The organism is Nocardia sp. CY15, assembly GCF_009829295.1.
In the GTDB taxonomy this organism is placed as follows: Bacteria; Actinomycetota; Actinomycetes; order Mycobacteriales; family Mycobacteriaceae; genus Nocardia; species Nocardia sputi.
On the sequence record NZ_VUOT01000011.1, the window covers coordinates 154,579 to 181,107 of the forward strand.

Here is a 26,529-nt window from a genome sequence, read left to right on the forward strand (position 1 = left end):
TCAGCGGCGCGGGTGCGGGGCCTGCACGTGCAGAGCCGAGCCGGTCCGCCACCAGGGCACCGCCACCGTGGCCTCGATCGCGCCGCTCAGGCGCACCGTCAGGTCGTGGTGCACCACCAGCTCGCCCGCATACGGGGGCAAGTCGAACATCAGGCGCAACACGATACCCAGTGGTTCCGCCGCCCACGTGGTGCGGCGACCCGTTTCCATCACCTCGGCGGTGACGGACTCGGATACCAGCGGCAGGTCGAGCAAAGCCGCTAGGGCCGAAGCTGTTTCGGTGTCGCCCGCCACCAATCGGTCGGGCGGTATCGCCAAGCCGAACCACGGGTGGTCGAGAACGAACGCGTCACCAGGATCGACCACGGCGCCGGTGAGGGCTCGCGCGCGATCGGGTGGTTCCAGGTCGGCGAGATCGAGCAGACCCCCGGAGACGGCCGCCGCCAGGCGAGCGTGCGTGCGCGAAACGATTTTCGGCGAGGGTGTTCTCGACGGGTCCGCGAGCGCGTCCAGCAGCGCGGCGGCCAGCTCTTCGGTGATCGTCTCGGGGTCGGCGAGCAGTGCCCGACAAGCGTCGGGGTCGACGCCGGGCACCGTGAACGCCGGTAACAGCTCCTCGAACTCGATGTCGGCGGGATGGCGGAACAGTCCCAGCGCGGTGCTGTCGACCCTGGCGTATCTGCGCAGCCACCACGCGGTGTAGCCATCGGCGTCGGCGAGCAGGCGGCGGGTGCGTGGCGTCGCGGCCAACTGCCGCAACGCTTCCGGCCAGGCGGCGTCATCGATCAGGTCGAGGTCGCGGACGGCGACCAGCTCCGGCGGATCGTCCGGCAGCGTGGCCCACCAGTGTTCCTCGTCGTCCAGGTCGTGGTCCGGACCGGTCGGATCGGCCTCGGCGATCACACCGAAATCCCAACCGACGCCGACGGCGCGCAACGCGTCCACGCCGTAGCGCTCCACCAATTCCGGGTCGAGGGTGCCGAACGGCGCGTCGGGCACGAGCAGGTCGCGCAGCGGCGCCCCGGGCAGCAGCAGTTCGTCGGCGGACCGCGATCCGCCCTCGCTGTCGGGCAATTCGAGCAGCCCGAGCCAGGAAGGCAGCGCCTCCGGCGCGGCATGCGCGGCGAGACGCAGGATGGCATCGGCGGTGTCGGGGTCGCCCGGGTGGTCCTCCAGCTCGGCGTGCAAGCCGGGGTCGGTCAACAGGTCCTCGGCGGTGGCCGACCGCGCGCCCAGCCGAGCCAGCAGGGGATGCGCGGCTTCCGGATGCACCAGCCTGGCCCAGTGCACCGGGATGGCGACCTCGAGCTGATCGTCCAGCACCACGGTGCGCGGACCGGTGACGAGTCTGCCGTCTGCCAGCGGAACGGCCAGCGCGCCCAGCTCTTCGGCTGCGAGCGGATCCTCCACGAACGGCTCCAGCGCGGCGTAGAACGACCGCCACCAACTCGGCGGCCGCTCCAGCCCGCCGGACAATTCCGCGAGCCGGGCCAACCCGAGCCGGTGCACATCCAGCACGCCCATGGCCTCGGTGTGCGCCCGGCCGGAGAGATCCGGAAGAACCAATGGGCCGACTACATCCGCGAGCAGGGCGGCCAATTCCGCAGTCAAACCGGTGAAGGCGTACGCGCGGGTGGGGACGGCGACGCCCAGGGGCGCAGACGATGCGCCGGCGTGATCGAAATCGCTGAGCGGTTCGTCCGGCAATGCACCGGATTCGCTGCCCGACACCGAAACCGGTGTGCTGCTGTAGGCGTCGGCTTGCGCGGTGGCCCAGACCGCATTCGACTCGGTGCCGATACCGGCGGTCGGCGCCTCGTGTGGCTCGGCGTCTGCCGAACCCCGCTGGGAAGCGTGCCGGTGGTCTGCGATGACGGGAAGCCAAGGACGCGATCGCAGCTCGCGCACGAGCGCTTCACGCAGCAGACCGTCGGCCTCGCTTCTGGCGAACCCGGGCGTGGGAACGAGCACGAGCCGGTCGCGCGGCGGAAGGGCGCGAGCGAAATCCGCGTAGCCGTCCGCCAGCTCGGCGAGCCGGGCGCCGGGCAGCAACCTGCGGCGATCCGGCTGCATGGTGATATCGGCGATGAGCAGCGCGGGCAGGGACAGTTCCTCGTCCGACCTGGTCGGCGCCCGCAGCACGTCCGGAGCGGCCGCCACCGGCCTGCCGTCGCGGACCGGCAGCAGCCAGCGGGCACGCGGCGTGCGGTATTGCCACCAGGTGCGCTTTTGACTGCCTGGGCCGTCGACATAGACCTCGTGCATGCCGTCGCCCATGTCCTCCGCACTGCTGACGAATTCGTCCGAGCCGATGCGGATGCGGTGCAGGGCGGGCAGTTCCAACAGCAGGTCTACGGCTTCGGCGCGCATCGCGGTCAGCAGCGCGTCGGCGTCGATGTCCGGGTGTAGGCGCAGCACCACCTCGGTGTCGAGCCCGGCGGCCGGTCGTGTCTCGATCGGCCAGGCCAACCGCAGAACGGGAGGGACGAATTCACCCGTGTCGACGGCAGGAGGCCGGATCTCGATCCGGCTCAGCGCTTCCCTGGTTCTGGCGCGGGAGAAGCTCAGCGATCCGGTGACCGACCGCAGTTGGATGTCCTCGCTCACCGCGAGCACCGCGGTGAATCCGACGCCGAACCGGCCGACGGCGCCGTCGCCGGATTTCCCGGACGCGCGCAGGGCGGTGAGGGCGTGCACGCCGGAGACGTCCAGCGGCGCACCGGTATTGCCGATGTGCAGATCTCGACCGTCGAGCCGGACGACGAGGTCGCCCGCCACGCCCGCCTTGCGCGCGGCGTCGGCGGCGTTCTGCGCCAGCTCGGTCAGCAACCGATCGCGGTAGCCGGCGCGCACCAAGTCGTGCTCGGTGGCGGCATCCTCACGCAACCGCGTCGGCGAATCACGCCATGCCGCGAGCACCGCCGCACGCAGCGCCGAAGTGCCGAACGGATCGGCGGCCTCGGTCAATTCCGCGGCGATGACTGGAACTCCGGCCGCGCCTCGGGGTCCGGCTCGCCGTCACCGGGGCCCGGGAGAGTCGGGTCCTGTGCCTCGTTCGCGTTCGCCCCGGTCACGTCTGAGGCGGCTGCGGGCGACTCGGCGGGGTGTGACACCGACGAATCCGATACCGCCGCTGCGGGCTCAGCCGATTTCGACTGCGCGCCGGGCTCGGCCGCGCCAACCGCCGGAGTGCCCTGCGTCTGGCCTGCCGCGTGTATCGAATCCGCTTCGGCCTCCGACTGGGCGGAGTCGCTTGCTGCGGAGACCTCCGGAGCATCGGCAGTGTCACGCTCCGGGACGGTGTGGGCCTCGTCCTCAGCCACGCTCGGGGCGCTCTGGGCGGAACCTACGGACCCGGCCTCGGCTGCCATCTTCTCGACGCTCTTCGGTTCAGCGAGGGAGCCCGCGGGCGGCGTCTCGCGCACGGCAGCGGTATCACTCGATGCGGTGACGACGGCGGCGGAATCGAGTTCGCCTACCTCGGCGGTGGGTACGGCGTCGATTGCCCGCCCGGGTCCATCCACTTCAGCGGCCGAAGTGTCCGCGCCGCCGGCATGCTGGGCGGCATCGGTCGCGTTCGGAACCTCGCCGGTGTTCTCCGTCGCCACGTCACCTTCGACAGCCGCGGTCCCGATAAGGGCAGCGTCCTCGATGCTTCCCGAGTCCTCGGCAGCCGCGACTTCCGGGGCGACAGCAGCATCTTCGACACCAGCAACGTCCCCGGTGACCGCACCGCCTTCAGCGATCCCCCCGTTCTCGACAGCCGCGACGTCTCGGGCGATGGAAGCATCCTGTGCAACAGCAGCATTCTCGGTAACCGCACCGCCTTCAGCGATACCCCTGTCCTCGACAGCCGCGACGTTTCGGACGATGGCAGCGTCCTCGGCAACAGCAGCATTTTCGGCAACCGCAGAGTCCTCAGCGATACCCGCACCCGCGACATCCGAGGTGGCAGCAGCGCCCTCAACGCCGCCCTCCGCGATCCCCGTGCCTTCGGCAGCCGCGACATCCGGGGCGATCACGGCGTCCTCGGCACCGGCAACGCCTCCGCCCTCGGCAATCCCGGCGTTCTCGGCAGCGGCGACATCCGGGGCGGCAGCGCCCTCGGCGCCAACGACATCCTCAGCGGCCACGGCGTCCACGCGGACCTCTGCGGTTTCCGACTTCTCGACGGTCGCGGGCGTATCAACCGCTTCGATCGGACTCCGATCCGGGCCCGTGGACGTCGACGACCCGGCGGAATCCCGCGCGTCGGCGCGTTTCCCGCCGGTGCCGAGCGAGATCACCTCGATGGCCGCGTCGTCGTATGCCTCGTGCAACGGGGAGCCACCGCCGGTGGGGACCTCGGTGTCCGAATGCGCGCCACAGCCGTAGGCGACGTGGACGACGTGCCCGTCGGCGCCCATCGCGTTGCCGCAGACGCCGAACGCGGCCCGCAGCGATCCGGCCAGCGGCAGGTAGAACCCGCAGCTACCGCAGGTGGCCGGGGCGGCCTTGGCCATCTCCGAATCGGGGCCGTATTCGGCGTACCAGCGCTCGGCGGCCTCTTGGCGGCCTTCCCTGCTCATCACCTTGGTGCGGCCCAGGCCGACCTGGTAGGCGACTTCGTCCACCACCGGATCGCCGGTCGCGACATAGCCCGGCACCAGGCGCGGGTCGTCGGCGGGCGGGGCGAGCAGGTCGCCGGGGGCGAGGTCGCCGGGGCGAACTCGCTGCTCCCATGGCACGAACTCGGGGGCGACCAAGGCGTCGGGCCCGGGCAGCAACGCGGACTCGCTGACCGTCGCCCGGTCGGCGCCGGGCGGGGCGGCCACCACGACAGCCCACTGCCACCCGCGATAGCCGGGCAGCGTGGCCTCGAACCGGTGGGTCGCCGCGCTCTCGTCCTCGGGCGTCACGCCGAGGTGCGCGCCGACGCCCGATGGTTCCAACTCCACGAGCGCACGGCGGGCCAAATCGACGGCATCGGCCAGAATCGGCCGCACGCCGGACTCCGAAACAGAAACTGCGCTCACGGCCTACATTTTGCCGTATGGAGCGCAATCGGCGTTCGTTGGCCATCGGTGTGCTGGTCGGTCTGCTCCTCTCGAGCGGATGTGGCAGCCCCGAGGACACGACACCCAGGATGAACATCGAGGTGGTCAGCACCAGGCCGCACGATCCGACGGCGTTCACCCAGGGCTTGGAAATCGACGGCGACGTCCTCTACGAGGGCACCGGTCTGGCGGGCGCGTCACGCGTGCGCGCCTCCCGGCTGGCGACGGGTGAGGAACTGGCCGAGGCCGCGTTGCCCGCGCCGTACTTCGGCGAGGGCATCACCGTCGCCGGGGCGACGCTCTGGCAGCTGACCTGGCACGACGGCGTCGCCATCGCCCGAGATCCGGCTACCTTGGCCGAGCGCGGCCGGGTGAGCTACGACGGCGAAGGCTGGGGCCTGTGCGCCATGGGTGGACGACTGGTCATGAGCGACGGCACCGACCGGCTCACCTTCCGCGATCCGGTCACCTTCGCACCGACCGGCTCGGTCGAGCTGACCAGCCGCAACGGTGCGCGCCTCAACGAACTCGAATGCGCGTCGGACGGAACGGTCTACGCCAACGACTGGCCCACCGACACAATCCTGCGGATAGAACCGGACTCCGGCACGGTGCTCGCGGCCGCCGACGCCGCCGGTCTGCTCCCGGCGACCGCGCGGGCAGGCGCCGACGCCCTCAACGGCATCGCCCAACTGCCCGGCACCGACCGATTCCTCATCACGGGCAAGAACTGGCCGACCATATTCGAGGTCCGCTTCACACCCGCCTGAGCGCGATCCCCGAGCGCGACCACGGTCGCTTCCCGCCGCCCCGGAGCGCGAGTGAACGCCCAGCACGGGAGTACGCCAGAATTGGAGTCGTGACTACTCCCCGCGAACCTTCCGGTCCCGACCGTGATCGGTGGGCAGGCGAGGAGTCCCCGCCGTTCGATCGGCACCCCGGTTTCGACCGATACCCGCCACCCAACGCGCCCCGACGCCGCAGGCCGCTGCCACCGCTGGGTCCGGAACCCGGCCACACCTCCGAGCGCCGCGACCAGCCGGGATCGCCACCGCCGAGTCCGCGGCAGGAAGCACCACGGCCTCCAGAACCCCCGCAGACCGCACGGCTTCCACACGGACGCGCTTCCGAGCAACAGAAGCCCCCCGGCCGCACGGCTCGGCATATCTTCCCGCACCGTCCGCAGCCGCCACGTCACTCGGAACCACCGGGTCGCACCGAACCCGACTACCCCGACACCGCCGTCGAAGAACAGGTTCAACCACCGGAGAGCCCGGCTCCCTCCGACGCTCAGCGAATGCCTCGCAAGTTGACGGTCACGCGCGTGGCCGCCATGCGAGGCAGACAGCTCACCGAGAAAGGCATCGCGACCTTCCAGCGCGCGGCCAAGGCCGACGGCGCGGACGAGTCCGGTCTCACGGCGCTGACCTACGCGACCATGGCGAACTTCGCCCTCGACGCCGCCATCGCGGTGGCGCTGGCCAACACGCTGTTCTTCGCCAGCGCCACCGCGGAGAGCAAAACCAACGTCGCGCTGTACCTGCTGATCACGATCGCGCCGTTCGCGGTGATCGCTCCCCTGATCGGCCCGATGCTCGATCGTTTGCAGCGCGGCCGCCGCCTGGCGCTGGCGACGTCGTTCGCGGTGCGCGCGGTGGTCGCGCTGGTGCTGATCCTCCAGTTCGACACCTGGGCGCTGTATCCGCTCGCGCTGTGCATGATGGTCGGCAGCAAATCGTTCTCCGTGCTCAAGAGCGCGGTGACGCCTCGCGTGCTGCCCCCGGACATCGATCTGGTCCGCACCAACTCCCGTCTCACGGTGTTCGGGCTGGTCGGCGGCACCATCGGCGCGGGAGCGCTGGCCGCGCTGGCCGCGGCGATCGCGGGGTCCACCGGCGCGCTGGTGTTCGCGGCGCTGATCGCCTGCGCGGGCACGTACCTGAGCCTGCGCATCCCTTCCTGGGTCGAAGTGACCGAAGGCGAGGTGCCCGCGACGCTGAGCTATCACGGCCCCGACGCGCACACCGAGGTGCTGTCGTCGGACAGGGAGTCGTCGGTGCCGCCGCGCAAACGCAGGCAGCCGCTCGGCCGTGCCGTGGTGACCGGGCTCTGGGGCAACAGCGCCATCCGCGTACTGACCGGATTCCTCACCTTCTACGTCGCGTTCGTCGCCAAGGCCACCGAGCACCGGCCGGTGCAGCAGGCTCTCATGCTCGGCGTCGTCGGTGCGGCCGCGGCCATCGGCAACTTCGCGGGCAACGCGACGGGCGCCCGGCTCGAGCTCGGCAGGCCCGCGCTGATCGTGCTCGGCTGCACGGCGGCCTGCGCGCTGGTGGCGCTGTTCGCGACGTTCGCCGACAATCTGCTCGGCGCGGCGGCCGCCGCACTGGTCGCGGCCGCGATGAGCGCGCTGGCCAAGGTGTCGCTGGACGCCTCGATCCAGGACGACCTGCCGCCGGAGTCGATCGCCTCCGGCTTCGGGCGATCGGAGACCGTGCTGCAGCTGAGCTGGGTCGTCGGCGGCGCGGCGGGGGTGCTGCTGCCGACCGACTATTGGAAGGGTTTCGCGGTGGTCAGCGCGATACTCGTGCTCGGCTTGGTGCAGACTTTCCTCAGCTTCCGTGGCCACTCGCTGCTGCCCGGCCTCGGCGGCAACCGTCCACAGCACGCGGAGCAAGAGGTGCCGACCGCCCGGCCGCACGGGTACCCCGCCGACGCACCCCGAGCGCAGGAGCCGGGGCCGCGCGGCGGTGACACCAAACGGATGCAACGAGGGCAAGGAGACCCGATCTGGTGAGCAAGCTCAACACACGCACGATTGCCGCGCTGGTCGCGGCCGCCCTGCTCGTGCTCACCGTCGCCTTCGCGGGCGTGCTGGCGGTGCTGATCCGCGACGCCGACGAACCCGATGTCACCCTCACCGCCTACGCGCACGGCAAGACGATCACCGTACGACCGTTCAGCTACTGCGCGGTGACCATGCGAGACTGCAGCATCCTGCCCGCGGAGAACGTGGCGGGCACGGTGTTCGCCACACTGAGCTGCGCCCCCGACACCCCGGACTGCCACCGCGGCCGCACCGTCGAGCTGGAAGTCCCCGCCGGTTACCCCCTGCAGCTGTCGCTGCCGAAGCAGGTCGCGGACGCTCCTTGGCTCGCCCAGCTCGTCTACCTCTTGCCGAACGGCGAGAAAGTCGACCGGGTGATCAGTCGCAACGACTACCCGGACCGCGCCCTCGCCCTGACCATCGATTCGAAACCGGAACCCGATCTTCGCCTCATCGGCGTGGAGTTCCAGCTGCCGATCCTCGCCCGCGACGAGACGGGCCGGGAGTTCTACGTGCCACACGCGACCTGGTCGATCAGCACCGCGTAGTAGTCGACGCGACGCGCGCCTCGAGGATCGGCCGCCACTTCCCGCGTGGCGCCCCCGCGCCGGTCGTTCAGGTCGGTCGTTTCAGCGTGAGCGCGGCGCGCACCAAGCGTCCGACGGCGTCGACTCGCTCCGAGGACCCGCTGCCGCCCACTTGCACCACGGTGATGACCACCGCGGTGAAGATGGCCTCCAACGCTATCGCGGTATCCCGGGGATCGAGCTCTTCGGCGATGTCCCCGGCCTGCTGACCGGCCCGCAGCGCCGCTTCGAGCACTTGCCGGATGCGATGCGGCACAACGCCGTCGACCAGCCGAACGAGCAGTCCCGGTTCCTGTCCCGCGAGGACTCGATGCACCAGCGGATACGAGTCGAGTCTGGTCACGAACCGGCTGACCACCTGCTGCCAGTACGCGGCGTCCATCGACCCCGACAGCGCCAGCGCGTCATCGCACAGCCGGGCGGCGTCGCGATCGAACGCGGCGACGAAAAGAGCCTCTTTGTCCGCGAAGTGGAAGTACACCGCCGACGGCGCCAACCCCACCTCCCGGGCCACCGCCGCCACCGAGGTCGCGCGGAAACCTTGGTCGGCGAATCGGCGAGTGGCGACATCGAGGATCGAATGCCGCGTCTGTTCGCCGCGCGCCGTGGCGGAGGTCGTCTCGGGTCGTGACACCCGTGCACAGTATCGCGGCCGTCTCCACCAGCAGAAAAGTCTAATTGAATGATTTCATCAATTCATCAGTTACAGTGGGGGCGTCCGTCCAACCCGAATCAGGAAGGTGCGTCCGTGTCCGATTCCGCTCAGTCTTCGACCGGCCTCCAGGGTCCGAGCCGACGTCGAGTTCTCGCGATGATGGCCGCCTCGGCGCCCGTCCTGAGCGGCGCCCTCGCCGGTAGGACGGCCGCGGCTCCGGCGGCCCGGCCGAACATCCTGGTGATCATGACCGACCAGGAGCGCGCGGACGTGGTCCTGCCCGCGGGCTTCACGCTGCCCGCGCGCGCCGCGGTGGCGGCCGCGGGCGTCCGATTCGCCATGCACCACACACCGACGGCGCCGTGCTCGCCCGCGCGATCGGCGTTCTTCTCCGGATCGCACGCGCCGGTCACGGGCATGACCGACAACGTTCGCGGCAACGACCTCATGGGCGCGGTCCTCGGGCCGCTGCATGCCTGGAGCCCGAACCTGGACACTACGATCCCCACCATCGGAACCGTGCTGAAGAAGGCCGGCTACCGAACCGCCTACATCGGCAAATGGCACCTCTCCGAGCCGGTCGGCGCCGACAGCACGGCGCTGTCGGCGTACGGATTCGACGAGGCCTACGACATCCTGTCCGGCGGGGGGCCCAACGAGGGCGCCCGCGAAGACCCCGGCGTCGTGGAGAACGCCGTCGGCTGGCTGCGGCGGCACGGCAACGACCGCCAACCGTGGCTGTGCGTGGTCAGCATGGTCAACCCGCACGACATGATGTACTGCCCGCGCTTCTATCGGCTGGAGGACGTGCCCGATCACGGCGCCGACGTCCCGCCGAACTTCGAGTCCGACCTCTCGACCAAACCGCGCGTGCAAACGGTGTGGCGCACCATGAACGAAGCCGTCGGCGGCCTGATGCCGAACGAGGTCGACTCGCCACTGGGGCGCACGCAGTGGCGGCAGTGGGGCAACTGGTATCTGGAGTTGCTGCGCCGCACCGATCACCTGATGGCCCAGGTCCTCGACGCCTTGGCCAGCAGTGGCGGCGCGGGCGATACCGTCGTGGTCCAGGTCGCCGACCACGGTGAACTGGGCGGCGCGCACGGGCTGCGACAGAAGGGCGCGATGATCTACCGCGAGAACAACCGCGTGCCCTTGGTCATCGCCGACCCACGCCACCCCGCCACACACGGAACCAGCACGGCCGCACTCACTTCACACATCGATCTGGTGCCGACCCTGGCGGCGCTGGCGGGTGTCGACGCCGTCCCCCCGTGCCCGCTCGTCGGTAAGGACCTCACACCCGTGCTGACCGACCCGGCAGGCGCCGTCCGCGACGCGCTGCTGCTCACTTCCGACGCCAAGTCCAGTGGCGGTCAAGCACCCGGCCTCAAATATTGCCTGCGAGGCACGATCACACCCCGCTACAGTTTCGCCCGCTACTCGACGCCACAGCAGATCGCGGGCCCGCGCGGCGAATTCGAGTACGAACTCTACGACCGCCAGGAAGATCCGCTCGAGCTGCACAATCTCGCCCACGACGGCGGGGCGGCGGAATTGGTCGAACAGATGAACGATCTCGTCGACACCCTCATCGCTCGAGAACTACGCCGTATGTGATGTCCGGCGCCCGCGGACCAATTCGCAGGCGCGACATCGACCTATCGGTCCAGTTCGCGCGCGACCGCGCGGACGACCTCCGAGATGCGTTGCGCCGTCTTGCGATCCGGGTACTTGCCCTTGCGCAGATCGGGCTGCACCTTCGCCTCGAGCAAGGTGATCATGTCCTCGACCATGCCGTGCAACTCGTCCGGCGTGTGCCTGCGCGCGGGAGGTTCCTTGCGCGCGTTGCGTTCCTGGCCCTGCCGGACCGAGGGCGGCGCCTCCAGCAACTTGAGGCTCAGCGCCTGGGGGCCGCGGCGGCCCGCCGCCATGCCGAACTCGACGCGCTGGCCCGGCTTCAAGCCCTCGACACCGTCGGGCAGCGCGGACGAGCGGACGTAGACGTCCTCACCCTCGTCCTGGGAAAGGAAGCCGAAGCCCTTTTCGACGTCGTACCACTTCACCCTGCCGGTCGGCACTGCGCTCACCCGTTCGTCATCGAAAACTCGGACCCCTACGGCCCGAGCACATCTGTCCACCAGGCCGATCACGCGACCGGCCCTTTTCTTGTGCGAAAAGAACGCGCCCAGCAGGATTGCAGGACGCGATTGCCATCGAGTCTACCCCGGTGCGAATAACACAAGCACATCAGTTTTACCGTCGAGCCGTGACGAACCCTTCTGCTCCGACTCCGTCCGGCGGCGCCCCCCGCCGGCGCGGCGACTGGTTGCTACAACTCGCGCTCTGCCTGTTCGCGCTGGGATTGCTGGCAATCGTCGCCATCTTCGCGATCCCCGTGCTGACCGACGGCGAACCGGGTCTGTGGCTCTATCTCGGCGCGATGCTCGCGCCGCTGGGGTTCGTCCTCGCCCTCGTGTTCGCGCTGCGCTCGGGTCGCAGAGCCCGCTGAACGAGAGCGCCCGCGCCGACAGCGCCCGCCTCCGAACCGGCGCAAACCGGTTACCCGGCACGATCGTTACCCACTCCCACGTGTGATCCTCATCACATAACGAGAGAGTCACGGGCGGGTCACGGCGGACGGTGAGACCGGGCGCGGCCCATCTAGCTGCGCGAAGGCTTCTCCCCTCATCGAGATCGCGTTGAGACCCGTTGGTACACGCCGGTTACCAAATAGTGATTTTTCCCGCGGTTCGTCGTACGGTCTATCCCAGCCGGGACACCCGGCACCACCGGCCCGCCGCACCGAGCCTCGCCCCGCGGGTACCGGAACCCCGACGGAAACGTAGGGGCGAGGGCGGAACGGACGACCTCTCAGTCCGAACCAGAACCGTAGACGTCGCAGGTGCGTCGAGAGGAAGACGAACCCGATATGAGTGGACGCCATCGCAAGCCAAGCTCGACCGGCCGCACGGTAGCCAAGGTTGCCGTCACCGGCGCCATCATCGGCACCGCCGGTGTGGCCCTCGCAGGCAACGCCAGCGCGGCACCCGACTCCGACTGGGATCGACTCGCTCAGTGCGAGGCCGGCGGCAACTGGGGCATCAACACCGGCAACGGTTTCCAGGGCGGGCTGCAGTTCTCGCCCAGCACCTGGCGCGCCCACGGCGGCCAGGAGTACGCCGCCGCCGCCAACCAGGCCACCCGCGAACAGCAGATCGCGGTCGCCGAGAAGGTGCTCGCCTCGCAGGGCTGGGGCGCTTGGCCCTCCTGCTCGTCGAAGCTGGGCCTCAGCAGCAAGCCCACCCCGCGCTCCGCGCCGGCCGCCACCGAGACCCCGAGCTGGAACCCCGCGCCGCAGGCCGCCCCGGCCGCGCCGGCGGACAGCTCGAAGCAGATCTTCTCCGCCGTCGACCGCGCTCTCGAGGTCGTGCAGAGCCAGGGCGTGGTTGTGCCGAAGGAAGCTCTCGACTTCTTCAACGCCGCCAAGTCCAGCGGAGTCACCCTCGACCCCGCGGTGGTGAACTTCTACGAGGCGAACAAGGGCCTGCTGCCCTCCTGATCGCCACCTATCGTCAAAACGGGCCCCGCATCCTCGAGGATGCGGGGCCCGTCTTCGTTGCCGAGAACGTTCCGGTCGCGGGCTCAGCGGTTGATCACCGTGTTCGGGTGCATGTAGGGCAACTGCTCCGCGGGGACCGGAAACTCGGTGTCCTCGCCATAGGGCGAGAGGCCACCGGAACGGGCCGACGAGAGCTCGGTGACCGCGTGGTCACCGTCGGCAATCTTCGGCCAGCCGTTGTCGACGTAGGATTTCTTCGATTTGTTCACCACGGCCCCATGCTAACCCGCCCGCTTCCCCCACCTCTGGGGGCATCGAGGCCGTACCCCGACCATGGGCTGTCGCGTGACGGATCGGATCGCCGGGCGTTGTCATCGTAGGCTGGACAGGATGACCGTGACCGATTCCCTGGCCGGATGGCTCGGCGCCCGCAGTGATGCCCAGCTCGTGACGCTGCTGCAGCTTCGGCCGGACCTGGCCGTGCCGCTGCCCTCCTCGATGGCGGTGCTCGCCGCGCGTATCGAGCAGCGCGCGTCGGTGCTGCGCGCCACGGAGGACCTGAACACCCTCGAATTCGCCCTGGTGGAAACGCTTGCGGTGCACGGGGTGACGCGCACGGACACCGGCCCGCTCAGCCGCACCGAACTGCATGTGCAATTGAGCGAACGGGCGACGTCGGCCGCCATCGATGACGCGCTGGAACGGCTCACCGCTCGTGCGCTGGTCTGGCTCGACGCCGAGCAGGGGCTGCATCTGATCCCGGCGGCCGCCGAGGCGTTGCCGTGGCCGATCGGCACCGCGACCGAGATGCCCGACGCTCTCACCGAACCCGAGGTGATCGCGGCGCTGCCCGAGCTCGCGCCCGCCGAGCGGGCCCTGCTGGACAAGCTGGCCGCGACGGGCCCGCGCGGCCGCACCAAGGACGCCGCACCCGGCACTCCGGCCGATCGACCGATCCAGCGGCTGCTGGCGCGCAGGCTGCTGCACTGGATCGATGACGAGACCGTCGAACTTCCCGTCACCGTCGGCCAGGTGCTGCGCCGGGAACCGGTCACCCACCCGCATGCGCTGACACCGCCGCAACCGGAGGCCGCCAAACAGACCCCCGCCGACGTGAACGCGGTCGCGGCGGGCGAGGTCGGCGAGCTGCTGCGGCACTGCGCCGCCGTGCTCGAGGTGCTCGGCCAAGCGCCCGCTCCGGCCTTGCGCGCGGGTGGTCTGGGCGTGCGGGAGCTGCGCCGCATCGCCAAGCAGGCCGGTGTCGACGAGCCGCGTGCGGGTTTGCTGGTCGAACTGCTGGCGGCCGCGAAATTGCTCGAGAAAGGTTTGCCGGAACCTCCACCGGACTTCGATTCGGCCGATGACTTCTGGGCGCCGACTCCCCTCGTCGACTCCTGGCTGGAATCGCCGCCCGCGCGGCGCTGGGCCACGCTCGCGCTGACCTGGCTGGATCTGGATCGGATGCCGTGGATGATCGGCATGCGCGACGCCAACGACAAGCCGCTGGCGGCGTTGTCGCTGGAGCTGCGCACCCCGCACGCGCCACGCGACCGGCGCGCGATCCTCGGCGTGCTCGCGGAATATCCGTCCGGCACGGCGCTGGACCCGGCGGACATCGGCCGGGTGCTGGCCTGGCGGCAGCCGCGCAGGCGCAGGAGCTTCCGGCCGGAGGTGGTCGAGCAGACCCTGGCCGAGGCGGCGGCGCTCGGGTTCGTCGGCCGCGGCGCGCTCGGCTCGGCGGCGCGGGCGCTGCTGCACGCGGCGCCGACCAGCGTGGCCGACGCCGAAGCGGCGATGGAGGCGGCACTGCCCGCACCGGTGGATCACGTGCTGGTCCAAGCGGATCTGACGGTGATCGCCCCCGGTCCCCTGACAGCGGATCTCCAGCGCCGCATCGCCTTGGTCGCCGACGTCGAATCCGCGGGCGCGGCAACGGTGTACCGGATCGGCGAGTCCTCGGTGCGGCGCGCCTTGGACGCCGGTTCGACCGCCGCCGAACTACACGCGCTGTTCGCCGGGCATTCCCGGACGCCGATTCCGCAGGCGCTGACCTATCTGATCGATGATGTGGCTCGGCGGCACGGTCAGTTGCGCGCGGGCATGGCGCAGTCGTTCATCCGCAGCGACGACCCGGCACTGCTGGCACAGGTGCTGTCCGCACCGGTGGCGAGCACCTTGGCGCTGCGGTCGATCGCACCGACTGTCGCGATCGCCCAGGCGCCGCTGGCCGAACTGCTCGAGCAGTTGCGCGCGGCCGGTTTCGCGCCCGCGGGTGAGGACTCGGCCGGCGCGATCGTCGATCTGCGTCCGCGTGGCGCGCGAATCTCGGTACGGCCCGCGGCGCGGCAGCCGTATCGGCCGACACCGCCGAGCACCGAACAGCTCGAATCGCTCGTCACCGAGCTTCGCGCGGGCGAACGTGCCGCCAGCGCCCGCTCCGCGCACGCGGTGCGCCCGGACGGCACGCGGACCAATACCGCCGCCACACTCGCCCTGCTCCAGCTGGCGGCGCGAGTGCGGCGATCGGTGAACATCGGCTACGTCGACGCCCAAGGGGTCGCCACGCAGCGGGTAGTGGAGCCGTTGAAGGTGGGCAACGGGCAACTGGACGCGCTGGATCCGGTCACCGGCGCGGTCCGGCACTTCACGCTGCACCGGATCGCGTCGGTCGCCCTGCTGGAATGATCAGCTCTTCGGCTTGCCCGTGCAGAAGGTGACCTTGGGGTCGGTTTCGATGAGGCGGAAGCCGTCGGCGTCGGTGCCGCACAGCAATTCGTCGGCCTGGCCGTCGATCCGCTTCAGCACCTTGAACGTGGCGTCAGCGGAGCCACAGTCGACGTGCTTGTATCCGGTCGTGCTGCTCTCGTTGTAGCAGCTGCCTTCCTTGAAGTTCGGCGCCAGGCACAGGAACGCGGTGGTACCGCCGCCCAGAGTCTCCTCGTAGGAGGTGTAGTCGGCGGCGCAATCGGTCTTCGTGTCGTAGGACTGCGCGACCTTGTAGACGGCCTTGTCCGACGAGCAGTCGACCGGCTCGGTCTTGGAATCGACCGACGAGCCCTCGATGACGTTGATGCAGTCGCCGACCTTTGCCTTGGCGGTGTCCGACTTCCCCGCGTCTCCGATCAACGAACAGCCGGCCACCGTGACCACCACGGCGGCCACCGCGACGAGGGCGAGCACAATTCGTGCCAGCAGCCTCGCTCCTGGAACCTTCACCTGAAAACCTCTCTACCGAACACGTCCACGGGGTCGTGAACGCGGTGAGGATACCCGCCCGACCAGAGCGGCCGCATCAGACCGCCGAGTGACCCGAGCGGCCGCGTACTACATGTGCGTTCCGTAGAGCCCCATGAGCGTGAAACCGAGAATGCTGGGAAGCAGACGACCGAGCAACAGGAACGCAGAGTAATTCACTAGCAACGCCTTTCGCATCTTCTGTGCAACTGGACTCATGTCCGGTATGCGGAGTGTGTCGTCGTCCGAGACCGGGTCGTTACGCTTGATCGATATGACGGTCGAGGACGTCGCACACGACCTGTACGGGCTGACGCCCGCGCAGTTCGTCGCGGCGCGCACCGCCCGGGCGGCCGAGGCTCAGCAGGCGGGCGACAAGCAACTCGCCGCCGCGATCGGCAAGCTGCGCAAACCCACCCTGACCGCGTGGGCGGCGAACCTGCTGGCCCGCGTGGCGCCCGAGGACGTGGCGGCCTTGCTGCGGCTCGGCGCGGCCTTGGCCGCCGCTCAGCGGGAACTCTCGGCCGAACAGCTGCGCGACCTGACCGCGCAGCGGCAGCAGCTGGTCAACGCGCTGGCCAAGAAGGCGGGCGCGCTGGCCGCCGAACACGGGCATCCGGTCGGCGAGGGCGTCGTGCGGGAGGTCGGCCAGACGTTGACGGCGGCGCTCGCCGACCCCGAGGCGGCCGAGCGACTGCGCACGGGAACGCTCGCCACGGCGGCGAGCTACGAAGGCTTCGGACCGAGCGGGCCTGGTCTGCTCGCGGTCCCCGAACCGGCCGCGCCGCGCGGGCGAGCGGCGTCCCGGCGGAAGCCGGACGACAGCGCGCGCCGCGAGCTGGCGGACGCCCGGGACGCGCTCGAATCAGCCCGCGCGGCGAGAGACTCGGCACAGTCCGCGCTCGAGGAGGCGACCGAGGAGCTGTCCGGCGCCGAAGAGCGCGTCGCCGCGCTGCGCGACGAACTCGCGCACGCCGAACAACAGCGGCAGTTCCGCAAGTCGGCCGAGCGGTCGGCCAAGGACGAACTGCACGCCGCGCAACGCCAGCTGGAGCGAGCCGAACGCAGGGTGGCGAAGGCCGGAGAGCACGTAGAGGACGACTGACGATTCAGCTCCGCAGGACGCCCGGGAACAGGTACTCCTCCGGCGGCGGCGCGGTGGTGTTCAGCCACGCGTGGAAGAACCCCGTGAGGTCGCCAGGCGACCTGGACTGCACGAACGCGCGGAACTCCGGCATCGATGCGTTGCCGTAGGAGTGCGCGGCGAGGAAGTCCCGGACGGCCACGAAGAACACTTCGTCGCCGATCTGCTTGCGCAGCGCGTGCAGGAACAGCGGGCCGCGGTAATAGACGGAGGTGAACTCGTTTCCGGCGCCGGGATTCTCCAGCGGTATCTGCCAGAACCGCTCGCTGTCGCGGTACTTCCGGATGGTCTCGCGGTAGTCGTCGTCGACGTTCTTGCCCTCCATCCGCTCCGGCCACAGGTAATCGGCGGTATAGCTGGCGAAGCACTCGTTCAGGCAGATGTCCGACCACTGACGCACCGAAACCCAGTTGCCCCACCACTGATGCGCGATCTCGTGCACGACGGTCTGCAGATCGGTCCACGGTGCGTAGAGCGGGCGGGTCTGGGTCTCCAACGAGAAGGAGATATCGGCGTCCAAGTAGATGCCGCCCGCGGCGTCGAACGGGTAAGGGCCGTAGAGCTGCTCGGAGAAGTCGAGGATCTCCGGCAGCCGCTGCTCGATCTCGCGCTGGCGCGCCCCCGCGTTGGGCGCGAACGCGCTGATCAGCGGCGTGCCGTCGGCCCGGCGCTGTTCGAGATAGCCGAATTTGTCGATCGCCACGGTGGTCAGGTACCCCAGCACCGGCTCGGCGTTGGCCCAGCGGACCTTCCGCTTGTCGCCGCGCACCTCGTTCTCGGTTCGCACACCATTGGAGACCACCTCCCACTCGGCGGGGACGGTGGCGTTCAGCGTGAACGTGGCCTTGTCCAGCGGGGTGTCGTTGAGCGGGTACCAACTGGTCGCCGAGTGCGGTTCACCCGCGACGAACGCGCCGCCGCTGGGAGCGAAGGTCCACCCCTGGCCTTCGGTGTTCATCGCGGGGCCCGCGTAGTCGACGGTGACGGTGAACGGAAGACCGGGCAGCAGCGGGAGCATCGGGGTCACGGTCAACTCGTGCTCGCCGTTGCGGTCGAATCCGGCGGGGAGCCGGTTCACCGACACCATGCGCACCTCCGGCCCCGCGAAGTCGAGGTTGAACACGCGCAGGGCCTGGGTGGCCGCGGCCGTGATCGTGGTGGTGCCGGTGAGCTGACGGCTCGGCGGGTCGTAGTCGATGCCGACCTCGTAGTGCTGGACGTCGTAGCCGCCGTTGCCGTCCAGCGGGTAGTACGGATCACCCAGGCCCGGCGCGCCGACCAGCGGGTCCGCGGGCGGATCGGCGTGCGCGGGCGACAAAGGCACCGCGACGAACACACACGTGACCGCGGCGTACATCCGGCCGGACAACCTCGACACCAGTGACCACCCCTCTACACCCCGCCTCATACCGGTACCGGCGCACCGGCCTCGGTGATGGTAACGGCTTCAGTCGCCGCTGCCGGTCAGCGCCACCGACGCGCCGACACCGAAGATCATCATCCCGCCCGCGCCGCCGACCGCTTCCAGCCTGCGCGGGGACCTGGCGAACCACGACCTCGCCGAGGCGGCCAGCAGCGCCCACGCGCTGTCGGAGACCAGGGCGATGGCGAGGAAGACCGTGCCGAGCAGCAGGAACTGCCACGACAGCGAACCGGCGGCCGGATCGGCGAAGTGCGGCAGCACCGCCGAGAAGAAGACGATCGCCTTGGGATTCGTCAGCCCGACGATCGCGCTCTGGCGCAGCACCCGTGCGTTCGGTGTCGGTTCGACCGTCGCGCCCAGCGCCGCGCGCAGCGCCGAGCGCTGGCGAATCGCCTGAATTCCCAGGTACATCAGATACAGCGCACCCGCGAACTTGACCGCGGTGAGCGCGAGCGCCGACGTCGTGAGCAAGGCCCCCAACCCGATCGCGACCAGGACCAGGGCGGCGTAGACGCCGGCGGCGTGCCCGAGCACCGAGAGCAACGCCGCGCGCCGGCCGAGGGTGAGCGCGCGACCGACGGTGAACAGCACGCCAGGGCCGGGAACAACGATGATGACGACCGCGGCGGCGACGAATGCCAGCAGATTGGACGCTGGGACCATCTTTCGAGTGTAGGCGCACGCGCACCGGAAACGGTGCGTCCGCAGCAGATTCAGGAGCCGAGGTCGCCCGGCAAGTGCTGCGGATCGAGCAGCAGCCGCTTCGTGGTGGTGTTGCGCACCTTCTCGGCGAGCCCGAGATTGTCGGCGAGCAGCCGCCACTCGGTTTCGCTGATCGCGGCGCGGGCGCGGGCGATGACCGAACCGTCGGTGGTGCCCCAGGAGATCGGCATGGCGCTCAACGATTGCCAGCGCTCACCCACCTGCCGTGGCGCCCAATCGGTACGCACAGCTACCGACGGCACTCGCTCCCCTGCCTTGGCTTCGTGACCTGGAAGGGCACGGACCTTCCGGGTCACCAACGCATAGCGGGGCTCATCGGTCTCGGGTGTCGACACGTCGACCAAGGCGAGCAGCACCACCGCGCCGGAGGGACGAGCCTCCGAGACCACTGCGGGAACCAGCTCGCCGTCCGCATAGAGCTTGTCGATGCTGGAATGCCGCGGCGTCCACAGGGCTACCCACAGTGCGGTCACCGCGCCGAGCGCGAACGCGACCGCAAGCAGATACGCCCAGGTATGGTTCAGCCAGATCAGCAACGCCGTTCCGCTCGCCGCGACCACCGCGGCGGCGATCGCCATGAGACGTAGGCGTCGAAGGTCGGCGAAAACTTCGTTCACCGCGTGAGCGTGCTCGCGGTCCACCGCGAATTCGAAGCGTCGCACGACCTCATTCCTAGCACAGCTTACGGAGCAATTGCCTCCGCTTATCCGATGGCGGGGCCGAGCAAGTCGTCGGCATCCGTGATGCGGTAGGCATACCCCTGTTCGGCGAGAAAACGCTGACGATGGGCGGCGTATTCGGCGTCGAGGGTGTCGCGCGCGACCACCGAGTAGAAATGGGCCTGGCCGCCGTCCTGTTTCGGACGCAGCAGCCGCCCGAGACGCTGCGCCTCCTCCTGCCGCGAGCCGAAGGTACCCGAGACCTGCACGGCGACAGACGCTTCCGGCAAATCGATGGAGAAGTTCGCCACCTTGCTCACCACCAGCACCGGAATCTCGCCGCGACGGAACGCGTCGAAGAGTTCCTCGCGCTCCTTGGTCTTCGTCGAGCCCTGGATCACCGGGGCGTCGAGCGCGGCGCCGAGTTCGTCGAGCTGGTCGAGGTAGGCGCCGATGACCAGGGTCGGCGCGTCGCGGTGCTTGGCCAGGATCGACTCGACCACCGCGATCTTGGTGTGGGCGGTCGAGCACAGCTTGTAACGCTCCTCCGGCTCGGCGGTCGCGTAGGTCATCCGCTCGGCGTCGGTCAGCGTCACCCGCACCTCGATGCACTCGGCGGGGGCGATCCACCCCTGGGCCTCGATGTCCTTCCACGGCGCGTCGTAGCGCTTCGGGCCGATCAGCGAGAACACGTCACCCTCACGCCCGTCCTCGCGCACCAGCGTGGCGGTCAGGCCGAGCCTGCGGCGGGACTGGAGATCGGCCGTCATCCGGAAGACCGGGGCGGGCAGCAAGTGCACCTCGTCGTAGATGACCAGACCCCAGTCGCGGCTGTCGAACAGTTCCAGGTGCTTGTACTCGCCTTTGGTGCGGCGCGTGATCACCTGGTAGGTGGCGATGGTGACCGGCCGGATCTCCTTGCGTTCACCGGAGTACTCGCCGATCTCGTCCTCGGTGAGCGAGGTGCGCGCGAGCAGCTCGCGCCGCCACTGCCTGCCCGCCACCGTGTTGGTGACCAGGATCAGTGTGGTCGCCTTGGCCTTGGCCATCGCCGCGGCGCCGACCATCGTCTTGCCCGCGCCGCAGGGCAGCACCACCACCCCGGAGCCGCCCGCCCAGAACGAGTCGGCGGCCATCTGCTGGTAGTCGCGCAGATGCCAGCCGTCGGTCGCGTAGTCCAGTTCGATCGCGTGCGCCTCGCCGTCGACGTAGCCCGCGAGGTCCTCGGCGGGCCAGCCGATCTTCAGCAGCGTCTGCTTGATCCGGCCGCGCTCGGACGGGTGCACCACCACCGTGTCGTCATCGATGCGCGCGCCGAGCATGGGGGCGATCTTCTTGTGCCGGAGCACCTCCTCCAGCACCGCGCGATCCAGACTGACCAGCGTCAACCCGTGCGCGGGGTGCTTGACAAGCTGCAATCTGCCGTAGCGGGCCATGGTGTCCACCACGTCGACCAGCAACGGCTGCGGCACCGCGTAGCGGGAGAAGCTGACCAGCGCGTCCACGACCTGCTCGGCATCGTGCCCGGCCGCCCGCGCGTTCCACAGCGCCAGCGGCGTCACCCGATACGTGTGGACGTGCTCCGGCGCCCGCTCCAGCTCGGCGAACGGCGCGATCGCCTGCCGCGCCGCGTCGGCCGCCTCGTGGTCGACCTCCAACAGCAGCGTCTTGTCACTCTGCACGATCAGCGGACCGTCGTTCACAGTCCCTCCTCCGATAGATTCCCCGCCATTCTCCCCGACCCCTCCGACAACCTCGCAGGTTACCGGCCTTTCCCGCCGGGCGCGGGTGGCAGCGACCGGGTGTAACGCCGCAACGGTGCGATGTCTTCCCCGAGGCGGCGTCTTCCCCGAGGCGGCCACCGCCGAGGCCCAGCGAGGGTGCGAAGCCTTCTCCGGTACGACGACCAGCAACCGTCGACTGGACCGCGACAGGGGGCGGTGGGGCGGGTGAGGATCGGGGGCATGATCGAGATGGCGGCGGTGGCCGGAGTTGCCGTGGCGGCGTTGGGGATGGTGCTCACGCCGGGGCCGAACATGATGTATCTCGTGTCGCGGACGGTGTCGCAGGGGCGGCGGGCCGGGTTGGTGTCGTTGGCCGGGGTGGCGGCGGGGTTCGGGGTGTATCTGGCGGCGGCGACAGCGGGGATCACCGCGGTGTTCGCGGTGGTCCCGGGGCTGTATCTGGCGGTGAAGCTGGCGGGGGCAGCCTATCTGGGGTGGCTGGCCTGGCAAGCGGTGCGGCCTGGGGGCGTCTCGGTGTTCACTCCTTCGGCGCTGTCCGCGGACCCCGCGCGACGGCTGTTCACGATGGGGCTGGTCACCAATCTGCTGAATCCGAAGATCGCGATCATGTACGTGGCGCTGATCCCGCAGTTCGTCACGCCGGGGCACGGCACAGTGTGGTTGCAGAGTCTGTGCTTGGGTGTGGTGCAGATCGCGGTGGCGCTCACCGTGAACGGTTTGATCGTCCTCGCTGCGGGCGGTCTGGCGACGTTCCTCACCGACCGACCGCTCTGGCTGCGCACCCAGCGATACGTCACCGGCACGGTGCTCGGCGCGATCGCCGCCCTGCTCGCCACCGACCGCGCCCGCCCCGCACCGGCCTGAGCCGACGCGAGGGCGGTGCGGCAAGCGCTCGGCTCAGCGCGGTTCGGACGGTTCGGATGGTTCGGTCAGGCGGTAGTGCAGTTCGGCGAATTGACCGGCCTGCTCGACGCCGACGAGTCGCAACCGGTCGGACAGAATGCGCCGCGGCAGCAACGGCGCACCCGCGCCCAGCGTCACCGGAGCCACGCTGACCACGATGTCGTCGAGCAGTCCCGCGTCGGCGAACTGCCCGACCAGGTCACCGCCACCCATGATCCAGATGTTGCGCTCACCGGCCGCCTCGGCCATCTCCCGGTGTACCGACTCGACCGTTCCGGAGACGAACCGGAGGTTCGCACCGGGTATCGCCGGAAGAACCCGATGGGTGAACACCCAGCACGGGAGGTCGCCGTAGTACTCGCGCCAAGTCTCCGGTGGTTCGTTGGTCCTTATCCACTCGTAGGTGGTCGCGCCCATGCACATAGCGCCGACCTGCGCGAGGAAGCCCGCGATGCTCGTCTGTGCCTCGTCCGCGCCGTCCACCTCGAACAGCCAGGTCAGCGAGTTCTCCGAGTCGGCCAGATATCCGTCGAGGCTGGTTGCCGTGTAGTACTGGGTTCCCATGCCGAGCACCTTGCCAGCGAAACCTGACAATCCACGGCAAGGTTTCCGTGATCAGTCCCGGCGCAGTCGGCGCACTCCCTCGTCCAGGGTCTCGTCACGCTTGCAGAATGTGAACCGCACCAGGTGGTTCCACGCGGCGGTGTCGTCGGCGAACACGCTGACCGGCACCGCGGCCACACCGAGACGCTTCGGCAGTTCGCGGCAGAACCCCAGACCGTCGGCGGCGCCGAGCGGGGTGATATCGGCGACGACGAAGTAGCCGCCCGCACTCGGATACACCCGCAGCCCGGTGTCGGCCAGCGCCGCCGAGAGACGACGGCGTTTGTCGGACAACGCGTCCCGCAACTGCGCGACCCAGCCCAGCTCGTGGTTGATCGCGTGCGCGACCGCAGGCTGGAACGGTCCACCCGCGACGAACGTCAGGAACTGCTTGGCCGCCAGCACGCCGTCGATCAGGCCGGCGGGCCCGCAAGCCCACCCCGTCTTCCATCCGGTGACGCTGAAAGTTTTCGCGGCGCTGGACACCACGATCGTCCGCTCGGCCATTCCGGGCAAGGTCGCCAGGCTGACATGCTCCGCGCCGTCGTACACCAGGTGCTCGTAGACCTCGTCGGTGAGCACCAGGATGTCGTGTTCGCAGGCGATTTCGGCGATCGCCCGCAGATCCGAGCGGTCCAGCACCGTGCCGGTCGGATTGTGCGGCGAGTTGACGATGAGCATCCGGGTCTGCGGGGTGATCGCGGCGCGCAGGCTGTCCAGGTCGAGGACGAACCGATCCCCCTCGGCCACCAGCCGGGCAGTGCGCCGCCGGGCGCCGGCCAGAGCCACGGCCGCGGCATACGAGTCGTAGTACGGCTCGATCAGCACGACCTCCTGGCCGGGCTCCACCAGACCGAGCACCGCGGCGCTGATCGCCTCGGTCGCGCCCACCGTCACCAGCACCTGCGATTCCGGGTCGTAGTCGGTCCCGTAGCGCCGGGCCCGGTCGGCGGCGACCGCCTGCCGCAACACCGGCATCCCGCGCCCCGGCGGGTACTGGTTGAGACCGTCGGCGATCGCGCGGCGCGCCACTTCGAGCATGCTCACGGGACCGTCGGTGTCGGGAAACCCCTGCCCCAGGTTGACCGCGTCGTACCGGACCGCGAGTTCGGTCATCTCGGCGAAGATCGTGGAGGCGAAGGGGCGCAGGCGGGCAACGGTCTGGTGTCGCGGGAGCATAACCGGAGACTAGCCCAGCCGGGGAAATCGGCAGCCTCGCGATAGCGGACAGCTATGTATCCGGCCTCAGTCCAGCCGGACGCCGCCCAGCTTGGCCGGGTTCGCCAGATCGTAGGTACCCCAGACCAGACCGTCACGCACGGTGAAGCCGACGACCCGCGCGGGATAACCGGCCCGGCCCTCCGCTGCCGGACGCGCCGCGACCTGTAGACCCAGCTGTCCGTTGACCGACACGAATTCGTAGACCGGCGCCTTCTCCAGCCCGTACTTGCGCACCAGGCCCAGGTAGAAGCGGGCGATGCGATCCGCACCGTGCAGAACGTTGATCGCGGTGGCGGTGGTGCCGTTGGCATCGCCGATCATGACCGCGTCCGGATGCAGCGCCGCGGCGACGGCGGTCACGTCACCGGAGCTCAGCGCGGTCAGAAAACGCTGCACGGCCACCTCGTGCTCGGCATCGGGCACCGGCCGCGGCGTCTGCGTCACCGCCTTGCGGGCACGCACCGCCAGCTGGCGCGCGGCGTCGGCCGAGATCCCGAGGATGTCGGCGATCTCGTCGAACGGCACCGACAACCCGTCGTGCAGCACGAAGGCCACGCGCTGCGGCGGCGTCAGGGTGTCCAGCACGATCAGCGCTGCGAACCGGAACTCCTGCTTGCGCACCACGGCTTCCAGCGGGTCGGGCGCGCTCGACGGCGTGCGCGCGGTGACCACGGGTTCCGGCAGCCACTGGCCCACGTACCTTTCCCGCCGCGCCGCCGCACTACGCAGCCGGTCCAGACAGATGCGGCTCACCACGGTGGTCAGCCAAGCCCGCAGGTCGTCGATCTCGGACTGGTGCGCACCGGCCAAACGCAACCAGCTCTCCTGGACCGCGTCCTCGGCATCGCCGACGCTGCCCGTCAGCCGATAGGCGACCGAGAGCAGATGCGCCCGATGAGACTCGAACAGGTCGGAAAGCAGCGCGGCAACCATCGAGGGGAAGTCTACGGTTCGCTTCCCGAACCGCCCCCTGCGGCATCGGCGGCCGGGGAAACCGGATGATTCGCCGGACCTTTCCGTGGCAGCATGACCCGATGGATCACCATGTGCTGTCGAACGGAACGATCTGGCTGTCGGCCCCGACGACGGACGATATCGACACCATCACCAAGTGCTGCCAGGATCCGGCCATCGCGGAGTGGGTGACCATCCCCGCGCCGTACGTTCGCGACAGCGCGGTGACCTTCGTCCAGGAGATGGTCGTCCCGGGTTGGGCGGCGCGCAGCCCGACGTGGGCGGTGCGACTGAGCGCCGACGGACCGGTCGTCGGCATGATCGGTCTCGGCGAAATCGACCAGAGCGCGGCCGAGATCGGTTTCTGGCTCGCTCCGGCGCAGCGGTCGCGCGGCCTGATGACCCAGGCGATCGAGCTGGTGTGCGAGTTCGGATTCCGCGCCGACGGCCTGTCCCTGGAGCGGATCGCCTGGCGCGCGTTCGTGGGCAACTACGCGTCGGCCGCGGTCGCGCGGCGCGCCGGATTCCGGTACGAGGGCATGTCCAGGCTGGGCAGCATCCAGCGCGGACGGCGCCGCGACCATTGGCTCGGCGCCCGGCTGCGCACCGACCCACCCGGCCCGGCGAACGACTGGCCCGCCGAGATCGTCGGTGACCGGACGCCGATCACCCAGGCGTCCGTCAGCTCGGATGCCACGTCGTAGGCGGCGCGGATGACAGCCGATTCGCGATTCGCCTGGATCGTACGGACCATGGCCGTGCGGCAGGCCGACCGCGTTCTGGAGATCGGTCCCGGTTCCAGCGATTCTTTCGCCTACCTCGCCGAGCAGGCGGTCGACGGGACGATCGTCGGGGTGGAGCGCTCCGCCACGGCGATCCGTCGCGCCCGTGTCCGGTATGCCGCGCAACTGGAGTCGGGCCGTGTCCGGCTGGTGCACGCCGATCTCACGGATTTGGACGAGGGCTTGCTACTGCGCGAGACCGGGCTCGGCGCAGGTGATTTCGACAGCGTCCTGGCGGTGAACGTCAACCTGTTCTGGACCAAACGTCCCACCGCGGAGCTGACCCTGATCCGGCGGCTGCTGGCGCCCGGCGGCACACTGTGCCTGTTCTACGGCTACGGCGCACCCGACACCGCGAATCCGACCGGCCCGCGACCGCCGCTCGCCCGGCTCACCGAACACTTGACCGGAGCAGGCTTCAGCGTCCGGACCATCTCGTCCGGCGATCTGTCCGGCCTGATCTGCACTTGA

At 69.7% G+C, this 26,529-nt stretch carries 24 protein-coding genes; 11 read left to right on the forward strand and 13 right to left on the reverse strand.

Going from position 1 to position 26,529, the window contains the following annotated elements; all coding sequences use genetic code 11:
* Both GVY39_RS15865 and GVY39_RS35265 read right to left on the reverse strand, forming a co-directional pair.
* Positions 1-2,967: a sacsin N-terminal ATP-binding-like domain-containing protein gene (locus tag GVY39_RS15865; protein WP_236565478.1), complete on the reverse strand. Its 2,967-nt coding sequence runs from the start codon at positions 2,965-2,967 to the stop codon at positions 1-3.
* Positions 2,964-5,015 (reverse strand): DUF3027 domain-containing protein, encoded by a 2,052-nt coding sequence (locus tag GVY39_RS35265; protein WP_370523796.1) that lies wholly within the window; start codon positions 5,013-5,015, stop codon positions 2,964-2,966. The genes GVY39_RS15865 and GVY39_RS35265 overlap by 4 nt, the downstream gene beginning before the upstream one ends.
* Before the next feature lie 17 nt (positions 5,016-5,032).
* Between GVY39_RS35265 and GVY39_RS15875 the strand changes: the two genes are divergently transcribed.
* From GVY39_RS15875 to GVY39_RS15885, 3 genes are all read left to right on the forward strand, one after another.
* On the forward strand, positions 5,033-5,806 hold the full coding sequence (locus GVY39_RS15875; RefSeq protein WP_159925076.1) for a glutaminyl-peptide cyclotransferase: 774 nt from the start codon (positions 5,033-5,035) through the stop codon (positions 5,804-5,806).
* A gap of 89 nt (positions 5,807-5,895) precedes the next feature.
* Positions 5,896-7,833 carry an MFS transporter gene (locus tag GVY39_RS15880; protein WP_201295231.1) on the forward strand — a complete coding sequence of 646 codons (1,938 nt, stop codon included), beginning with the start codon at positions 5,896-5,898 and terminating at the stop codon, positions 7,831-7,833.
* Positions 7,830-8,411: a DUF2771 domain-containing protein gene (locus GVY39_RS15885; RefSeq protein WP_159925078.1), complete on the forward strand. Its 582-nt coding sequence runs from the start codon at positions 7,830-7,832 to the stop codon at positions 8,409-8,411. Before GVY39_RS15880 ends, GVY39_RS15885 begins: the two co-directional genes overlap by 4 nt.
* 67 nt (positions 8,412-8,478) lie before the next feature.
* On the opposite strand, the gene GVY39_RS15890 is transcribed toward GVY39_RS15885, so the two are convergent.
* The gene (locus GVY39_RS15890) at positions 8,479-9,084 is read right to left on the reverse strand and encodes a TetR/AcrR family transcriptional regulator (protein ID WP_159925080.1); all 606 of its coding nucleotides are present in this window, start codon (positions 9,082-9,084) and stop codon (positions 8,479-8,481) included.
* 114 nt (positions 9,085-9,198) lie between these two features.
* On the opposite strand from GVY39_RS15890, the gene GVY39_RS15895 reads away from it, so the two are divergent.
* On the forward strand, positions 9,199-10,725 hold the full coding sequence (locus GVY39_RS15895; protein WP_159925082.1) for a sulfatase-like hydrolase/transferase: 1,527 nt from the start codon (positions 9,199-9,201) through the stop codon (positions 10,723-10,725).
* 41 nt (positions 10,726-10,766) lie between these two features.
* Here the strand turns inward: GVY39_RS15895 and GVY39_RS15900 are convergent, their stop codons facing one another.
* Complete coding sequence (locus tag GVY39_RS15900) at positions 10,767-11,186, reverse strand: cold-shock protein (protein WP_195070398.1); 420 nt, start codon at positions 11,184-11,186, stop codon at positions 10,767-10,769.
* Between the two features lie 188 nt (positions 11,187-11,374).
* Here GVY39_RS15900 and GVY39_RS15905 point away from each other — a divergent pair, with 188 nt between their 5' ends.
* Together GVY39_RS15905 and GVY39_RS15910 are read left to right on the forward strand one after the other, a co-directional pair.
* Complete coding sequence (locus tag GVY39_RS15905) at positions 11,375-11,617, forward strand: hypothetical protein (RefSeq protein ID WP_159925086.1); 243 nt, start codon at positions 11,375-11,377, stop codon at positions 11,615-11,617.
* A 420-nt stretch (positions 11,618-12,037) separates the two neighbouring features.
* Complete coding sequence (locus tag GVY39_RS15910) at positions 12,038-12,667, forward strand: resuscitation-promoting factor Rpf1 domain-containing protein (protein WP_159925088.1); 630 nt, start codon at positions 12,038-12,040, stop codon at positions 12,665-12,667.
* A gap of 83 nt (positions 12,668-12,750) precedes the next feature.
* Here GVY39_RS15910 and GVY39_RS15915 read toward each other — a convergent pair whose 3' ends face one another.
* Positions 12,751-12,939, reverse strand: a complete 189-nt coding sequence (locus GVY39_RS15915; RefSeq protein ID WP_159925090.1) for a hypothetical protein — start codon at positions 12,937-12,939, stop codon at positions 12,751-12,753.
* A gap of 118 nt (positions 12,940-13,057) precedes the next feature.
* On the opposite strand from GVY39_RS15915, the gene GVY39_RS15920 reads away from it, so the two are divergent.
* Positions 13,058-15,352: a helicase-associated domain-containing protein gene (locus tag GVY39_RS15920; RefSeq protein WP_159925092.1), complete on the forward strand. Its 2,295-nt coding sequence runs from the start codon at positions 13,058-13,060 to the stop codon at positions 15,350-15,352.
* Here the strand turns inward: GVY39_RS15920 and GVY39_RS15925 are convergent, their stop codons facing one another.
* On the reverse strand, positions 15,353-15,883 hold the full coding sequence (locus GVY39_RS15925) for a hypothetical protein (protein ID WP_195070319.1): 531 nt from the start codon (positions 15,881-15,883) through the stop codon (positions 15,353-15,355).
* A gap of 292 nt (positions 15,884-16,175) precedes the next feature.
* Here GVY39_RS15925 and GVY39_RS15930 point away from each other — a divergent pair, with 292 nt between their 5' ends.
* The gene (locus GVY39_RS15930) at positions 16,176-17,006 is read left to right on the forward strand and encodes a hypothetical protein (protein WP_159925094.1); all 831 of its coding nucleotides are present in this window, start codon (positions 16,176-16,178) and stop codon (positions 17,004-17,006) included.
* Positions 17,007-17,010: 4 nt separating this feature from the next.
* On the opposite strand, the gene GVY39_RS15935 is transcribed toward GVY39_RS15930, so the two are convergent.
* From GVY39_RS15935 to GVY39_RS15950, 4 genes are all read right to left on the reverse strand, one after another.
* Entirely contained in the window at positions 17,011-18,423 is a 1,413-nt protein-coding gene (locus tag GVY39_RS15935) for a M1 family metallopeptidase (protein WP_308221206.1), read from the reverse strand.
* A gap of 69 nt (positions 18,424-18,492) precedes the next feature.
* Positions 18,493-19,131 (reverse strand): LysE family translocator, encoded by a 639-nt coding sequence (locus tag GVY39_RS15940; protein WP_159925096.1) that lies wholly within the window; start codon positions 19,129-19,131, stop codon positions 18,493-18,495.
* 50 nt (positions 19,132-19,181) lie between these two features.
* Positions 19,182-19,853: a DUF3239 domain-containing protein gene (locus GVY39_RS15945; protein WP_159925098.1), complete on the reverse strand. Its 672-nt coding sequence runs from the start codon at positions 19,851-19,853 to the stop codon at positions 19,182-19,184.
* A gap of 41 nt (positions 19,854-19,894) precedes the next feature.
* On the reverse strand, positions 19,895-21,553 hold the full coding sequence (locus GVY39_RS15950; protein ID WP_159925100.1) for a DNA repair helicase XPB: 1,659 nt from the start codon (positions 21,551-21,553) through the stop codon (positions 19,895-19,897).
* Between the two features lie 261 nt (positions 21,554-21,814).
* Here GVY39_RS15950 and GVY39_RS15955 point away from each other — a divergent pair, with 261 nt between their 5' ends.
* Positions 21,815-22,459: a LysE family translocator gene (locus GVY39_RS15955; RefSeq protein ID WP_159925102.1), complete on the forward strand. Its 645-nt coding sequence runs from the start codon at positions 21,815-21,817 to the stop codon at positions 22,457-22,459.
* 33 nt (positions 22,460-22,492) lie between these two features.
* On the opposite strand, the gene GVY39_RS15960 is transcribed toward GVY39_RS15955, so the two are convergent.
* The 3 genes from GVY39_RS15960 to GVY39_RS15970 form a co-directional block, all read right to left on the reverse strand.
* On the reverse strand, positions 22,493-23,062 hold the full coding sequence (locus GVY39_RS15960) for a dihydrofolate reductase family protein (protein ID WP_159925104.1): 570 nt from the start codon (positions 23,060-23,062) through the stop codon (positions 22,493-22,495).
* Positions 23,063-23,113: 51 nt separating this feature from the next.
* Positions 23,114-24,280, reverse strand: a complete 1,167-nt coding sequence (locus GVY39_RS15965; RefSeq protein WP_159925106.1) for a pyridoxal phosphate-dependent aminotransferase — start codon at positions 24,278-24,280, stop codon at positions 23,114-23,116.
* Positions 24,281-24,346: 66 nt separating this feature from the next.
* Positions 24,347-25,255 (reverse strand): sigma-70 family RNA polymerase sigma factor, encoded by a 909-nt coding sequence (locus GVY39_RS15970; RefSeq protein WP_159925108.1) that lies wholly within the window; start codon positions 25,253-25,255, stop codon positions 24,347-24,349.
* Positions 25,256-25,356: 101 nt separating this feature from the next.
* Here GVY39_RS15970 and GVY39_RS15975 point away from each other — a divergent pair, with 101 nt between their 5' ends.
* Positions 25,357-25,980 carry a GNAT family N-acetyltransferase gene (locus GVY39_RS15975; protein WP_159925110.1) on the forward strand — a complete coding sequence of 208 codons (624 nt, stop codon included), beginning with the start codon at positions 25,357-25,359 and terminating at the stop codon, positions 25,978-25,980.
* 48 nt (positions 25,981-26,028) lie between these two features.
* A complete protein-coding gene (locus GVY39_RS15980; protein ID WP_236565479.1) occupies positions 26,029-26,529 on the forward strand; it encodes a class I SAM-dependent methyltransferase in 501 nt (166 codons plus the stop codon).